8 protein-coding genes and 3 pseudogenes are annotated in these 13,420 nt (G+C 59.7%); 8 read left to right on the top strand and 3 right to left on the bottom strand.

Annotation, left to right across the window (positions count from 1 at the left end; genetic code table 11):
- Window positions 1-5 precede the first annotated feature (5 nt).
- A protein-coding gene (locus NLM31_RS08595) for an IS630 family transposase (RefSeq protein WP_254128247.1) occupies window positions 6-948 on the bottom strand; the annotation gives its coding sequence in 2 pieces (ribosomal slippage) (window positions 6-608 and window positions 610-948; 942 coding nt in all).
- Between the two features lie 192 nt (window positions 949-1,140).
- Here NLM31_RS08595 and NLM31_RS08590 point away from each other — a divergent pair.
- Together NLM31_RS08590 and NLM31_RS08585 are read left to right on the top strand one after the other, a co-directional pair.
- Window positions 1,141-1,911, top strand: coding sequence for a hypothetical protein (locus NLM31_RS08590; RefSeq protein WP_254192035.1), 771 nt, complete (start codon window positions 1,141-1,143; stop codon window positions 1,909-1,911).
- Window positions 1,912-3,817: 1,906 nt separating this feature from the next.
- Window positions 3,818-4,017, top strand: a pseudogene (locus NLM31_RS08585) (IS5/IS1182 family transposase); the annotation flags it as partial.
- Between the two features lie 130 nt (window positions 4,018-4,147).
- Here NLM31_RS08585 and NLM31_RS08580 read toward each other — a convergent pair.
- Window positions 4,148-4,408 carry a transposase gene (locus NLM31_RS08580; protein ID WP_254192034.1) on the bottom strand — a complete coding sequence of 87 codons (261 nt, stop codon included), beginning with the start codon at window positions 4,406-4,408 and terminating at the stop codon, window positions 4,148-4,150.
- A gap of 497 nt (window positions 4,409-4,905) precedes the next feature.
- Here NLM31_RS08580 and NLM31_RS08575 point away from each other — a divergent pair, with 497 nt between their 5' ends.
- The 3 genes and pseudogenes from NLM31_RS08575 to NLM31_RS08565 all read left to right on the top strand — a co-directional run.
- Entirely contained in the window at window positions 4,906-7,083 is a 2,178-nt protein-coding gene (locus NLM31_RS08575; RefSeq protein WP_254192033.1) for a prolyl oligopeptidase family protein, read from the top strand.
- 117 nt (window positions 7,084-7,200) lie between these two features.
- A pseudogene (locus NLM31_RS08570) lies at window positions 7,201-7,686 on the top strand (transposase); the annotation flags it as partial.
- Between the two features lie 55 nt (window positions 7,687-7,741).
- A pseudogene (locus NLM31_RS08565) lies at window positions 7,742-7,939 on the top strand (hypothetical protein); the annotation flags it as partial.
- A gap of 106 nt (window positions 7,940-8,045) precedes the next feature.
- Here NLM31_RS08565 and NLM31_RS08560 read toward each other — a convergent pair.
- Window positions 8,046-8,453, bottom strand: a complete 408-nt coding sequence (locus tag NLM31_RS08560; RefSeq protein ID WP_254192032.1) for a hypothetical protein — start codon at window positions 8,451-8,453, stop codon at window positions 8,046-8,048.
- On the opposite strand from NLM31_RS08560, the gene panB reads away from it, so the two are divergent.
- The 3 genes from panB (at window position 8,445) to NLM31_RS08545 (ending at window position 12,944) form a co-directional block, all read left to right on the top strand.
- Complete coding sequence (panB, locus tag NLM31_RS08555; RefSeq protein WP_254192031.1) at window positions 8,445-9,317, top strand: 3-methyl-2-oxobutanoate hydroxymethyltransferase; 873 nt, start codon at window positions 8,445-8,447, stop codon at window positions 9,315-9,317. The genes NLM31_RS08560 and panB overlap by 9 nt on opposite strands.
- 14 nt (window positions 9,318-9,331) lie before the next feature.
- The gene (gene panC, locus NLM31_RS08550) at window positions 9,332-10,186 is read left to right on the top strand and encodes a pantoate--beta-alanine ligase (protein WP_254192030.1); all 855 of its coding nucleotides are present in this window, start codon (window positions 9,332-9,334) and stop codon (window positions 10,184-10,186) included.
- Between the two features lie 1,822 nt (window positions 10,187-12,008).
- On the top strand, window positions 12,009-12,944 hold the full coding sequence (locus NLM31_RS08545) for a S1/P1 nuclease (RefSeq protein ID WP_254192029.1): 936 nt from the start codon (window positions 12,009-12,011) through the stop codon (window positions 12,942-12,944).
- The last annotated feature ends 476 nt before the right edge of the window (window positions 12,945-13,420 follow it).

Below are 13,420 nucleotides of genomic sequence, written 5' to 3'. Positions count from 1 at the left end.
GTGGATCAGGCCCCGTATCCTGCATGTCGAAAGTAGTTGTCGCACTGGTCGGGCGCAAATGTCTTCATGAGCTTGCCGATCAGTTTCATGAGCGCCTTGACGGTGCGTGCCGCGCCCTTGCGCAGCGCGGTCTTCAGCTTCGAGAATGCCATTTCGATCGGGTTGAGATCGGGCGAGTAGGCCGGCAAATAGCGCACCTTGGCGCCGACCGCTTCGATCGCCTGGCGAACGCCGTCGATCTTGTGGGTACGCAGATTGTCCATGAAGACGATGTCTCTTTTGCGCAGCGTCGGCGCGAGGATCTGCTCGACATAAGCGAGGAATGACGGCCCGTCCATCGCCCCGTCGAAGACATACGGCGCCGTCAAGCCATCGATGCGCAGCGCGGCAACGAGTGTCAGCGTCTTCCAGTGGCCGTGCGGCACGCTCGCAACGAGACGCTCGCCACGCGGTGAGCGGCCGTAATGCCGTACCATCTTCGTCGTGACCGCCGTCTCGTCGATGAACACGAGGCGCGGCGCTTCAAGCTTGGATTGCTCGGCCTTCAGCTCGGCGCGCGCGGCAGCGACATCGGAGCGATCCTGTTCAGCGGCGTGCAGAGTTTTTTTTGAACGTGATGTCGTGGCGTTCGTAGAAGCGCCAGACCGATGTCGTCCCGACTTTCAGCCGCTTCTCGGACTTGAGCCGCGCGCGAATCTCTTCGAGTGTCAAGTCCGGCTCCGCGGCGATGAGATTGAGCAGCCACTGGCGATGCGCCTCGAGCGGAGAGCGGCTCTGGCCCGTGCCGGGCAATGCCGCCACACTGCCCGTCCTCGTCCAGCGCTCGATCCAGCGGATCGCGGTCGAGGCGCTGAGACCGAGCACGCGCGCGGCTTCCCGTCTGCTCTCGCCGTCTTCGACAAGTGCCACCGCACGCACTCTCAGGTCTTTCGAATATCCCTTCGCCATCGCTCGCCCCGTCGTTAAAGCCAGAGCAATCGAATCTGATTTGCGCGACCGAGGGAATCCCCTGTACCCTTCCGATTCACATAAAGTGGAAACCGCTCTAGTGCCCCCGAAAAGCTGCTCGATCGCGTCCTCGACCTGCCGAACGCGATCTGGCGACTCCAGGGCCTGTCTGCAACCTGGACATGCTGCCTGATGCTGGCGTTCCGCGTCACCGCGCTGTCGGACGAGAAGCGCGAGAAACTGATTTGGCTCGGCTTCAACCTCGCGACTGGCGCGGACATCAGCGACGTCCTGGCACAGCTGCGACCGGCGCTGGCGCAAACTGCCGATTGGCACATGCCCGACGCGGTGACCAAGCGCGTGGCCGGACCGGGATGGAGCTCAGGGACGCTCGCGGCGCGGTTGCGTCCGCTACTCGAGCGCGAGGCACAGGACAGCATGGAGCCGTTCCTGCGGACGATGCGCCGCCGACTGGAGCGAGACCGCGACCGTGTCCATGCCTATCACAATGACCTGCGTGAGGGGTCTTTGAAGCGCTTGGCGGCGCTCAACCGCACGGACGGAGACCGCGCGGAGGCCGACCGGCGGCGCGAGACGCTGCGGGTGGAGGCGATCGAGCGCGAATATCGCGCCAAGCTCGACGACCTACGCCGCAACTACGCGCTGCGCGTCACGGTCGAATGGGTCCAAGCGCTTGAGATCTATGTACCGGTGCAACGCTTCGAGGTTCTGATTCGCCGCCGCAAAGGGCAGCGCATGATCCGGCTTGACTGGCACCCGCTGGTCAGGACGCTTGAGCGGCCGCTCTGCGAGGCGGGGCTGGGCCTCGATCGCGTGCGCCTCGTGTGCGACGACAATCTGCACCTGACCGATACTGCGGGCCATGCGCCCTGCAAGTCATGCGGCAAGCCTTTCTGCCGCGCCTGCTTCCCGCAGGGCTGCCCGCGTTGCCGTCACACGTAAATGAAAACGGCGGTGCGCTGCGGGCCGCTATCGCGCACTCCTGCTCGGGTTGACCCGCGATGGTCGAGGAGGCCGGATCATATTCGTTCGCTGTAGCTCTATGAGAGCACCTGCGATTTGCAACTGAACGCTCGGCAAGATGCCAGAGCAGAAACGCCGCAACCGAAGATCCGCGATTACGCACTGCGACAAGCTTCTGTCATGGCCAAGCGTGGCAGGATGCGACATTCAGTAGCTCTAAAAGTCCGGTGAGCCAAATCGTGCAAAATCGTAAAACGACGCGCCAGGGCTGACGACGCTATTCTTTTGTCGAAGCGCCACAATGCCGTCGCTCGCAACATGCTGCGTTCCATGTCATTCGGAACGCTGAGGCGTTGCGTCCCATTAGCTCGATGGGGTGGCAGCTTGAGCCGTGGCGGTCGACGAAGGTCAAACCGTGCTGCTCGATACCTTCTAGCCAAGAATATTTCTCCTATAAAATGTGTGTTCTTAAAATCGCGGTCAGCCCGCGTGCGAATTTTCCCATTGGCCGTTCCAAGCCTCTCGCCTCGGGAAGAATGCCGGCCCCCTTGCCCCTTCGCGTGGCTTTCATCTTTGCAGAGGCATTCTTATGGGCCGGACTCAATCTTCGAAGCGGTGTTCAGCTTGTCGATGGATCTTGTCGCCGGGCCGCAGTTCCGGTGACAATACGTTCATATCTCGCATCACACGGTATGCGTGCGATGGATCGTAGCAGTGCCGCGTAAGCCAAAGGCTTACGCCATCAGCTACTCTTTCCCATACTTTGTCTTGCTATGCGCCCGTGGGGTCGCCCTGCTAAGTCAACCCGTGGCGCTCTGCCCCCCAACCCAACAATCTGCCGAGCGCTGACCTGCTGCGGTCATCATTGCGGCCTCAATGGCCGTGAAAGCGCCGTTCCAATCATAGATTTATCAGCAGCCACGCTCTAACTTCTGCAAGTTCGGATCGCAATCGTATCAAGAGCAGTTTGTTATCTGGTGCGTAGCCCCATTCGACGTCCGAAAGCCGGCCGCCGAGGAGGCTGTCACTGGCGGATTCTGCCAGTAAGCGCATCTACGCCACCAAGCACGGCACCTTTGCCCCGCACGGATCACCTAGATCTCGGAAACGGCATAACCTTGCAGTCTTCGTCTTTGACGATGTTGTCCAGGAGCTCACATTGGTCGGCCAACTTGGCATATGTTTTGGAGATGCTGACCAGGACGCACAATCGCCTAGGCGACACATCACCGGCTTTCGACATGTCCCTGTAGATCTTAGCGAGTTCGCGATATTCTTTAGGTCTCAGCATGCCTATGGCTCCGCGACACATCGGCATGTCTCTAGCTCCGTGACCGCACCGCTACCATCAATGCGTATCAGATGAATTTGCATTATGTGGCCTACTAAATTTCGTAGGCGTACGCGACCTCCTATGTAGCGATATTTATTGGATCATCACCGCTCGCGGAGTGTCCCATGGTGAGACGACGTCGGATCGAACTCCCATCACTGCGTGAACGGCTGACGGCAGTTGCGAAACAAGCACGGGACAAGGCATCGCAATTGCCCCCGGGACCGGAGCGCAATAGGTTACTCATCAAAGCCGAACAGGCCGACGCAGCATCCAGATTTGACGAATGGATCAAAGCTTCCAGCCAGGCCCCCAAGCTGTGACAGCCCACCCCCGCATCAAGCGCTGCACGGCCTCAGCACGAGCGCTGCCAGTGCGTCATTTCGTGCGCCACCCTCTCACCTGATCCAAATCGCTGTACGGCCTCGCCAACGTGCTCTCGATAGCAGACCGTTAGAAAGGGCGCTCGCCGCCGGCCGGTGACCGCGGTTCATTGGCTGCGCCGAGAGTCGGAGATGGTGCGTGCGCGGCTGCGACAATTGAACGGGCGAGCTGTTCAGCTACGTTGATCTGGAGTTGCGGGTGCGGCGTGATCGTCCGCTGCGAGCGATCCGGACGACGGTGAACGAGGCGCTATCGGCGCTGGAAGGGAGTTTGCCGCGCTATGTTCGCCGATTAGGCGGCCGTCGATCCCGCCGGAGAAGCTGCTGCGGGCTATGCGGTTGCAGGCGTCTTATTCTATCCTTGCAGATTTGGTGGATGCTGTTGCTGAGGGGAAAATCGTTTCTCGCTCCGAGACCAGAAAGCCATAAGCTGCAACCCACTCGCTTGGTAGATGGAGCAGATAGGCTACCGGCAAGCTCGCATGATGGCCCGAGAGCGTCACGGCGACCTGACAAGTGTCTTGTTTGCCAACTGACCGCAATATTGCTGTGCAACGCCGACCGAGTGCCGCCCCTTCTTGGGAAAGTCCGTATCATCGATGATCCAAGCTTCGATCTCTCCGTGACGTTCGATGGCCGGCAGAACTAACTCACGGATCTTGCTCAACACTTGCTGATCCGACCAGCCGCCTTGACCGACAAGATGCAACAACGCCTGATGCTGTGGCGCTGTCCCCTCAGGAGCCTTCATCGCTGCCATCGGCTCGACGCTCTTGATCGCATGGCATCATCAGCCCGATGCAGTAATCGCGAAGCGGTTTGGCTCGTCCCGTATGTCTGATCACGCTCGCAAGGCACTCAATATATGTCGAAAGCCGCGACACTATGTCCCCCGATTTTGTCAGACCCATCTCGGCCTCCCGCCGCTGAAAAGTGTGTCCTCTCAAATATAGGATTCCCGTCGACAAGTGCCGCGACACTCATCTCAGTAAGACTAGAATTTGAGATGGTGGGCCAACTGCGCTCCGCCAGAGGAAGTCTCTCGAGAGCCGCCCCTGTTGCAACGCGCACGCACCGTGTCTGATGCGCGACGATGTGTGAAGATGCGAACCGGCGCGCTTTGGGGCGACCAGATTGCAGTTCAATGAGTTTCTCCTTTGGCACGACGAATGCTTTGGATTAGCGCAACGACGCGTCGGACCGACATATCCCCGTTGGAGCAGGGTGATCGGTCGTATTCGATAGAAGACTCCGATCATGACCTCATTCCTTATCCAGAACCGTTTGCGGCAATTGGCCGTAGGCGCTGCGGTCGCCGCCTTGGCCTGCTCCGGTCCGGCTTCGAGGGCTGACGCGCTGCGCTACCCCTTCGCGGCCACCGCGTCGAGGTTCGATCGGTATGGGGCGACCCAAGTGGAGGACCCTTACCAGTGGCTAGAGGACAACATTCAGACCGCGCCCCGGGTCCGCAACTGGGTCGAGGCGGAGAACCGTCTGACGAGGAGATATCTGGCAAGAGTGCCTGAGCGTCGTGCGATCCTCCGCAGACTCGAAGCCCTCCACAATATCGAGACGGTGAGCCCGCCCGTGCGTCTGGACAGCGGCAAATTCTTCTTTCGCCGGCGCCCCGGTGATCAACAGGCGGCGCTTTGGGTCGTCCGGAGCAACAGTTCAAAGCCCGTGAAACTCATTGATCCGGCCTCGTGGAGCAAGGACGGGACCAGCGCACTCGCTGACGTCGCCTATGAGCGGAAAGGCCGGCTGGTAGCCTATGCGGTTCATGATGCTGGCTCCGACTGGCGCACTTGGCGGGTTATCGACACGGCGACCGGCAAGGTCTTCCCCGACGAGGTGCGCTGGAACAAGTTCGGTGCGGCCGCCTGGGATTACGCTGGTCAAGGGTTCTACTACACGCGCTTTCCGAAGCCGCCGAAGGATGAAGAATTCCGTACTCAGAACGCCGGCGAGCAGCTTTATTACCATCGGCTCGGCGAGCCCCAGGCCAAAGATCGACTCGTGTATGAGAACAAGGCCAACCCTGACCACATGTTCATCGGATCGGTCTCTGCCGACGGTCGCTACCTCATCGTCAACTCAGGGTTCGAAGGTGGGGGGGCGACGCTACTCGTCGAAGACCTGACTCGGCCCGAGGACGGATTCAAACCGATCTTCATTGGGAAGCAGGACCAGCTCGCCAGCAATCGGGTCGTGGCTGTCCAGGGTGCGGTGTTCTACGTGTTGACCAACGAAGGCGCGCCCAACCGCCGTTTGGTCGCCTTCGACCTCGGCCATTTGGGCAACCCTCCACGCATCATCATCCCGGAGACCACAGATCCCCTGCTCGCGGTCACTTGCGGCGGGGAGCGGTTCTTTGCGCACTACTTGCATCACGGAAAGTCGCGAATCCGTGTCTTCCGTGAAGACGGGGCGCAGGACGGCGAGGTCAGCCTGCCTGGTCCCGGCCTAGCGCGCGGCTTCGCCGGGCCGGAGGACGCCTCTACAGTCTACTTCGATTACACGAGCTTCACGACGCCCTTCAGCGTCTACCGTTATGATATCGCGACTCGCAGGGTCGCGCCCGTACTACGGCCGCGGGGACCGGTAAACCCTGCCCACTACGTCGTAGAGGAGGCTTTCTACACCAGCCGGGATGGCAAGCGCGTCCCGATGTTCCTCGCTTACAGAAAGGGCGGCTTGGTCAAAGGCGCGACGCCGACGTTGCTCTATGGCTACGGTGGCTTCGGCCTCACCTTCCCACCCGACTTCCGCCCCGAGCAGGTCACCTGGATGGACATGGGCGGGCTTTTTGCCTTCCCCCAGCTGCCGGGGGACGGCACCTACGGGGAGGATTGGCACCGGGCTGGCATGTTACAGAACAAGCCGGCGGTGTTCGACGCCTTTGTCGATGCGGCCGAATACCTCGTGGGTGCCGGCTACACGAATCCTCGAAAACTGGCCGCGCTGGGTTACAGCAATGGGGGCCTGTTGATCGGCGCAACGATCACGAAACGTCCCGACCTCTTCGCTGTCGCCTTCCCGACCGTGGGTATCCTAGACCTGTTGCGCTTTCCCCAATTCAACAACGGGCGGCTCTGGGCTCGAGAATACGGCGATCCGGAAGATTCCAAGATGTTCCCAATCCTGCGCAGCTACTCGCCTTATCATAACATCCAGCCAGGCCGCCGATACCCAGCCATGCTGATCGGGACGGCAGAAACTGATGACCGTGTCGCGCCCATGCATAGCTTGAAGTTCGCCGCGCGCCTGCAAGCGTTGGCCGCTTCCGATAAGCCGGTGTTGCTACAGGTGGAGATGAAGGCCGGGCATGGGGTAGGCACGAAGCAATCCTCGGTCGCGAACGAAGCTGCGGATCGGCTCGCTTTTTCGCTCAAGAACCTCGACATGCGCCTGCCACCAGGCTTCGGTCGCCCTTAGTGAGCCGATGATGAAACCGTGCCTGCCTGCGCAAACTGGCGGCGATCCGCCGCCGGCTCGGCGGCCGCCGTCTGCTGGTGCTGAGGCGCTGCGGAGGGCGGGTAGGAACTCAAGGCGTACCGCAAGGGTAAAGGCAAGAGGTGAAGTTATGCCTCATCGGGCATGGGCTGATGGAGGACCGCCACGGCCTGCTGGTCGACAGCTGCCTGACACTGGCTGACGGGCATGCCGAACGAGTGGCGGCGCTGCACATGATCGAGCCTCGTGCCAACCGGCCGACAAGGATCACCCTTGGCGCCGACACAGCCTACGGTGCAGAAGACTTCGTCAACGCGCTGCGCGCGATGAACGTGACGCCGGATGTAGCGCAGAACACCAGCGGTCCGTCGCTCTGCGATCGACGGGCGAACGACCCGGCACGGCGGCTATGCCGTCAGCCAGCGCATCCGCAAGGGGATCGAGGTGGCATTCGGCTGGATCAAGACGGTTGTCGGCAAGAGAAGACCGGCTTCCGTGACCGGGATCGCGTCGATGGACTTTTCCTTCGCTGCCACCGCCTACAATCTGGTGCGGCTGCCCAAGCTGATCGCGGAGGCCAGCTGATGGCCAAGGTACCCGGGTTCGCAAGGCCTTTGTCGGCTGTTGGCGCATCGTCGAGATGGACGTCTGGGTCAGCGACTTCCTTGATCTTGTCAAAGAGGCGCATCTCACCTTCAAGGGCAAGTCCGATGGCGAAATCGCCTCTGGGGCTCTCAAGGGCTTCCTGGATGCGCGCTACGGCATCTGCGACGGATCGGCCTGCGCCGAGTTCTCATGGGAAGGGCACGACGAGAATGATCCGTACCGCGGTCGCGGATGAGCAACGATCGGCACTGTGGGCGGCCAGCGATTTCCACCTCGATCCCAAGGGGGAGTTCTTTGCGGCTGTAAGTCTCCCTGTCTCGCCAAGTTGAGCGAATCGCTCAATTTGGATAACGATCGGCGATTCCCCGGCCGGCAGAAATGTCCGGCTCTGCCGCATCAATGACTATGAAATCACCGCATTCGTGCAGCCCGACCAGCCCGGGATCGGCGGTCACCGCGTTGGCGAGATCGTCCCGCTGATGCTGAGGTGAGAAAGTGGAACTGGCGTCCCGCCGGCAGAGCGACGCGCGCCTGCCGCGCAATCGGTCCCTATGTCGATTGCGGCCTGGAAGGTCTTTTTCGATGATCGCGCGATCATTGGATGTTTTTGTGCTCTCGTCCGCTATTTTGGCGGAGTATCTTTCTTTTTTCTCCTCACCGTTGACATTTTTCTCTCGCCTTCCATAGGAAGCGACGACCTTGGGTATGCGGGCTAGTCGACGGATCGGATTTTTGGGATGAGCCACATTTCGCAGGCGCCTGCCGAGCGCGTCACCATTCCAACTCTGCAGCGGTGGAAGGGGGAGGGGCGGCGTGTCGTCATGACGACCGCATACGATGCGGTAACGGCACGGATCGCGGACCCCGTCGTCGATATCGTCCTTGTCGGGGATAGTGTTGGCAATGTCTGTCTCGGATTCGACAACACGTTGCCGGTTAGCTTGGCGATGATGAACCATCATCTCGAAGCCGTGGCGCGGACACGACCTCGCGCCTTGCTTGTGGCCGACATGCCCTTTCTCAGCTTTCACCTGCGTCCCGAGGAGACGATCCGCAACGCCGGAGGTTTCCTGCAGCGTGGGGCCGACGCCGTGAAGCTTGAGGGCGGAGCCAAGCGCGCCGAAATCGTACGCGCCTTGGTCGATTGCGAGATTCCGGTGATGGGCCATCTCGGCCTGACGCCGCAGAGCGTCAATGTTATGGGCGGTTTCAAGGTGCAAGGTCGGAACCCCGATGATGCCTTGCGTCTGCTCGACGACGCCCACCGTCTACAGGAAGCCGGATGTTTCGCTCTCGTTCTGGAAGGTATCCCGGCAGAACTCGCCGCCCGCGCGACCGAGACCCTGACAATACCGACAATTGGAATTGGCGCTGGCCCTCGTTGTTCGGGCCAGGTACTTGTGTTCCATGACGTGCTTGGCCTGACTGAAAGCCATCGGCCGAAATTCGTTCGCACCTATGTCGAGGGTTTTCCGCTATTGCAGGAGGCGCTGTCACGCTGGGCCGCAGATGTCCGCAATGGTGCATTCCCGACGCCACAAGAGTGCTATCGGCTTCCCGAAGGCTTGACTGATGCTATCGCAAGCTGGGCGCCTTCCAATCCAACCTGAGATAAAGCTCCAACATGCAAACAGTTACGATGGTCGCTGAGCTGCGGGCCGCTCTTGCAAAAGCTCGCAATTCGCACAAGCGCGTCGGCTTCGTACCGACAATGGGTTACCTGCACGACGGTCACTTGGCATTGGTGGAGGCGAGTCGTGCGCAATGCGACGTCACGGTTGTAAGTATCTTCGTCAATCCCACTCAGTTTGGGCCGAACGAAGATCTTGGTACCTATCCGCGTGCCTTTCCCCGGGATGAGGGGCTGTGCCGTGATGCCGGCGTGACCATTGTCTTTGCTCCGGATGCACAGGAGGTCTATCCGGCTCAGTTCGAGACCTTCATCGAACCCGGCGAACTCTCAAAACCCTTGTGCGGGGCTTTCAGGCCTGGGCACTTTCGCGGTGTCGCAACCGTCGTCTGCAAGCTGTTCAGCATGGTGCAGCCGAATGTCGCGTTTTTCGGACAGAAGGATTTCCAGCAATGCGCCATCGTGCGTCGCATGGCAATTGATCTCAATCTTCCCATCGAGATCGTCACCGTGCCAACTGTTCGGGAGCCGGACAGGCTGGCCATGAGCAGCCGCAATCGCTATCTCAATGAAGAAGAGCGCCGGCGGGCTCTTGCGATCAGTCGCGGTCTGTTCGCAGCCGAGGCCGAATTTCGTGCAGGCGAGCGCGAATGCGGGAAGCTTATTGCAATCGCCAGGCGGCATTTGGATGAAGTCGACCGGCTGCAATATCTCGAGCTCGTCGATGCCGACACGCTTGAGCCGGCCTCGAATCCTTTGAGCAATCCTGCTGCTCTGTGCGCGGCGGCCTATGTCGGCTCGACGCGCCTGATCGATAACGTCATCCTTAAGCCGGAAGTGAGCCCGTAGTCCGAGCGAACGGGATCGACTGACGACATCGGAGCCCGACAGCTCTGGGAACAAAAGAGGGGCAACCAAGGTGGGCGATGCCCATTGGCGAGCTTAAGTGCGAGCGTCGCAACATCAAGCATAGTGTGAAGCAGGCGACCGATTGAGGGGCGGCCATACTGCTTTCTGCTCGCCCAATGGCGCAGGCCACTGTTGTAAGCAGGCTATGAACGGCTGAATGTCCTCCGCCTCGCAAGCCCCAATTCGGCCGGTCTTGTCGCTTGTGTGCATGACGGTGATTTCTCTGCCGCCCTCCACCTCGCCCTTTCTGCACCAGTTTTGCGGAAATGCAGCTCAGGCACCGCGCGGACTAAATTTGGTCCGCTGTATCATCCACATCGCTGAGCAACGTGAACGGCCTCGCCTTCGCCAAGCCAACCACAAAGGTAATATCTCGGCTGGCCCGCAGTGACCATGCTGATCGAACAGTTCGAGACGGATGATTGCCACCCTTTGACAGGCGAAGGCAGCGCTAGCTCCAAGCCACTGCCGTGAGATGCATGTTCTTGGTCAGTCTCGTTAGAATTCGTCGTGTATTGGCTATTCGGCGCAGGATTTAGGCTCAACTTCGTTGTTGATTGCGCCAATCGAGATTGAATGACGCTTATAGTCAGCGATCGGCGAAGCCCTCCCAGTGGAGTGGCTGCTTCGTCAAAATCGGTGCACATCAAGCGATTGCGCACGGTATCCGTAAAAGCCGGAAGGCTTGGCGACCGGCCCAAGTCGCGCGCGGCGTGCGCACCTCGTGCTGCGCGCAAAGCGATGACGATCTAGTTAACGCCGACAGGAGGCGACAATGCGAAACAGCTCGCATGATTCGGAGCGTGGTTCAGCAAGGTGCTGTGCGATCTGCGGTGGACGGTTCGGTCTGATCCGCTACTACTGCTGGCGAACGGCTCTTTGTTCCAAGAAATGCGTCGACCGCTTCAGGCTTCGCCGCGAAGCCGATCATAAATGGCTTTCCTGGCTGCAAGCGGCCTAGCAGTTGGCAGCGTGTGCCACGCGGACGTTGAGGAAGACCACGTTCTTCTTTCTCGGATACCCCAGTCGTGATGCCGGATCATAGGCATTCGTTGCTGCAAACGACCTTGAAGGTCGATCCAGACCGGCTCGGAACCAAGATCGGCGCGATCTCTAACGCTCGGATCGCTACAAGATCTCAGGCCGGATGGAGATGCCTAACGGCGCAGACTATGAAATTCATCCTCGTAAATCACAGGACCCCGCACGGCGATAGGACCTGCAGCGGATGTTTTGGTCCTTAGGTCCAGCTTACGTGCGAGATGTGCGAACAGGGGGAGGATATTGCGACTACGATTGCTATCGACGCCGTCACCTTACAGACATTGCCTTCCCTTACCTTGTACCGCGAGCCTTCTTTAGGCGCGATAGGCAAGATCTCGTTCCCGTTGGGCTCGAGGCCTTGCTGACTGCCGCTTCATGTTGGCTTGAGGTCGGGGTCGCGACAATGTCATGGATCAATATGGTGGCATGTCCTGGCGAGCCCTCTTGGTCCAAAAGACCTCCCTCGGCTTAAGCTCGGAGGAGCCGTGGAGACCGCGCCTGGCAGATGGTGAGTGCAGCGTTGAACTGGTTGGATATTGAGTGAGCGCGCGGGAGGCAAGCCTCGACGGTTATTCGTCCGAGCTTGTTTTGAGCTCGGCCCAAGCGACGTCTGCGTGGCAAGCACTATCTTTCATTCTTTTTGATGACACAAGACGGGTGTAATTTAGTATTCACAACTTAAGAGATCTTTTCAATTTTCCATCAGTGAGGATTTTCGATGAAGATACGTTTCTTGATCGCGCTGGGCTGTGCAGTACTCGTTGGATCGTCCGCCAACGCTTGGAATAATTTTGGACATATGGAGGCAGCTGCGCTGGCCTGGAGCCAGCTGACGCCTGCCGCCAAGCAGGAAGCCACGCGCCTTCTCAAACTCAATCCTCAATACGATGGCTGGATCCAGGGTGTGCCGGCGAGCCAGCGCGACCAGGTCGCGTTTGTCAAGGCGGCGACGTGGCCGGACCAGATCAAATCGCTCGGCGACTACCACAACGATGGCGACAGAAACGGCGATGTTGCGCCGCATACCCCCGAAGCGTCGCAGAATATCGGATATGCCGATCACTTTCGCCACAAGTATTGGCACTTCATTGATGAACCGTTCTCGACGGATGGCACCCCATTGCAGCAGCCGCAATCGCCTAACGCGCAGACTGAGGTCGCGGTCTTCAAGAAAACGCTTGCGGATAAGACGGCATCGGACGACGTGCGCTCATACGATCTTTCCTGGCTGCTTCATCTCATCGGTGACCTGCACCAGCCGTTGCACGCGACCTCTCGCTTTACGCACGCCGAGCAGGATGGCGACGCCGGAGGAAACGACGTCAAGATCAGTTGCAGAAAATGTGGAAGCTCGAGGGAACTCCATGCGTTCTGGGATGGGTTGTTGGGACCGACCAGCGCGCCACCGCAGGATGCGATCGACGCCTCTGCGGATCTTCGGACGGTGGATAGCGGTTCGACGGATGAGAACGATTGGATCCAGGAGAGCTTCGAGATCGCCAAGAGTTCAGTGTACGCGCCGCCGATTCGCGGCGGCGACGGCCCGTACAAACTCACGCAGCCTTATCAGTCAAGGGCCCACAGGATCGCCAACCAGAGGATTGCACTCGCCGGCGCCAGGATTGCGGCGATCCTTAACGATGCATTTAAATGAGCGTCTGTGTGTGGGGGCTCGTGATAAGTTATTGCGCACAATGGCCAAGCGTCCCAGCAGTAACGTTCGATAGGCGAGCATCGCGGCTAGACTTTATTCGTGCGCACGGCTGCTTGCCGTATCACTTTGCGTGAGAACGAAGAATGCCAAGACGCATTGTGCTTCTTTCCATTGAGATGCACGCAAGCGCCTTCGGGAGATATGTCGCGAATGAAAAAGTGGCGTGCTCCCTGTTGTTCGGCAGCCGCTCTGGCATTGGTCGCTCGCGTTGGGCGGGGGCGCCGCTTCTGGAGGCGGCGGCCCCTTGCCGCGAAGGCGCCGGTTACGCGACACATCACCACCTCCGCGACCCCCACCAAAATGGGCGCGGTTAATGCACGGCGACAAAGAGCTTTGTTCGTTGATCTTACTAATCAAAGATTTTCCGCTATGCGATGCTGCGCGGTGCCGCGTGATCCGATATATTAGTAAACTCA

Source organism: Bradyrhizobium sp. CCGUVB4N (genome assembly GCF_024199945.1).
Classification (GTDB): domain Bacteria; phylum Pseudomonadota; class Alphaproteobacteria; order Rhizobiales; family Xanthobacteraceae; genus Bradyrhizobium.
This window is presented reverse-complemented; position numbering and strand designations above follow the sequence as displayed.